Source organism: Oscillibacter sp. CU971 (assembly GCF_905219725.1).
Classification (GTDB): domain Bacteria; phylum Bacillota; class Clostridia; order Oscillospirales; family Oscillospiraceae; genus Oscillibacter.
Genome location: NZ_CAJMXG010000479.1, coordinates 1 through 1409, shown reverse-complemented (window position 1 = coordinate 1409; position 1409 = coordinate 1). Strand labels below are relative to the sequence as shown.

Genomic DNA, 1409 nt, shown 5'->3' with positions numbered 1-1409 from the left:
GGGCGGTTGTATAGTGCTTTTTACTTCCTTACAAGAAAAAGTTTTAAGCTGGGGCTTATCGCGGAACTACCGGCAGGAGGTCACAGGCCGGGACTGGTCTGGCAGCGGCTCTCGGCCTCCAGGACTTTCGCCATTTTGTCAGCGGCGGTGTCGGTGGTGTCCTGCTTGAAGTAGCCGGAAACGGTGAGGACGGTGTTGCCCATGCGGATTTCAGTCACGCAGTCCGGGCGGCGGGTGGTCTTGGTCTTGCTGGGGGTATCGGTCATAGGCGGCTCCTTTCAAATTTTTGTTGTGGACATTCAGAGGGCCGTTTTTGAGGCTCGGAATGATAACATACGGCCCTCCTGTTGAGGACGGCCCAAAAGTCCCGTGATACCGGGCTTTTCAAGGGCCTAAACCGTTACATAGCGGCCCGGTGGCGGCGCACCCGCTCACAGGTCTTGCGGCGTTCTTCTTCCTTGGCGCACTCCGGGCAGTATTTGGCCCGGTTGGATTTTGGGATGTACCAGCCGCCGCACAGGACGCACTTTTTTCTTTNCCGGCGGTGGAGCAGGGCGGCGCACAGGCTCTCGTCCAGGGGCAGCACCGCCGCCCGGANCCACTTGCAGACCAGCGAATAGCTGATGCTCTGCGGGCAGACACATTCCTCCCCATTGTCCAGCAGGAGGCAGTTGCCGTCCTGGTAGTTGCAGCACTCATGCACCAACCGCCGGACGGTTCGGTATTGCTGGTAGTCCAGACGGATGATGTTATCGGTCATGCTCGTCCCTCCGCTGGCTGGGTGCGCCGTGAAGCACCTGGTCGATGTTCCGCTTGACGGTCAGCAGCTCGTCCGCCTGCCGCTTGCGGTAATGGTACTCGGTGTACCCGGCGTTCTTCTCGGAGAGCAGGGCCTCGATCTCCTCCGTCAGCCGTTTGATGGTGGGCAGCTTGGTAATGCCCTTGGCCTTGAAGAAACGAACAGCGGCCTCGGAGCGGAGCAGGTCGGCCTCATGCTTCTGTCGGTAATCGGCGCGGGCCTTGGGTGTTTTTTGTGCGGCAAGGCCATCCCGGACAGCCTTGGTGTCCCGGTAGATGATGATTTGCCGCCGCAGCTCTTTTTTCTCTTTCAAGGCCGTTTCGATGGGCTTCAGCTTGGCAGAGCTGTCATGCACAGCGGCAAAGGCGGCGGACACAGCGGCGTCCAATTCCTCCGGCGAGGAAAAGCCATGCTCGGTGTAGAGGTTGAGGGCCTGCGCCGCCTGTTTCAGATTGAAGGTGGAGGCCCAACGCTGATAGCCGATGCCCTTGCCCTGGGCTTTCTTGGCCTCAATGTCCACCATACGTTGAACACCCTGGGGCTGGCGAAGCTGCTCCCGGATGCTGGGCTTGGCTCCGCGGCTGGGACGGGCAGCGTTGCGTTCCAGAGC

2 protein-coding genes and 1 pseudogene are annotated in these 1409 nt (G+C 60.3%); all 3 read right to left on the bottom strand.

The annotated features are described in order from the left end of the window. Positions 1-80: 80 nt before the first annotated feature. Entirely contained in the window at positions 81-266 is a 186-nt protein-coding gene (locus tag JX325_RS16740) for a transposon-encoded TnpW family protein (protein ID WP_204792158.1), read from the bottom strand. A gap of 134 nt (positions 267-400) precedes the next feature. After that, the gene (locus JX325_RS16735) at positions 401-760 is read right to left on the bottom strand and encodes a cysteine-rich VLP domain-containing protein (RefSeq protein ID WP_204792157.1); all 360 of its coding nucleotides are present in this window, start codon (positions 758-760) and stop codon (positions 401-403) included. Next, positions 750-1409 (bottom strand): annotated as a pseudogene (locus JX325_RS16730) (relaxase); the annotation flags it as partial. The pseudogene JX325_RS16730 and the gene JX325_RS16735, both read right to left, overlap by 11 nt.

What these genes read in the sequence shown, in the direction of transcription:
- JX325_RS16740 (WP_204792158.1), bottom strand. Translation starts at nt 266, where the DNA reads ATGACCGATACCCCCAGCAAGACCAAGACCACCCGCCGCCCGGACTGC.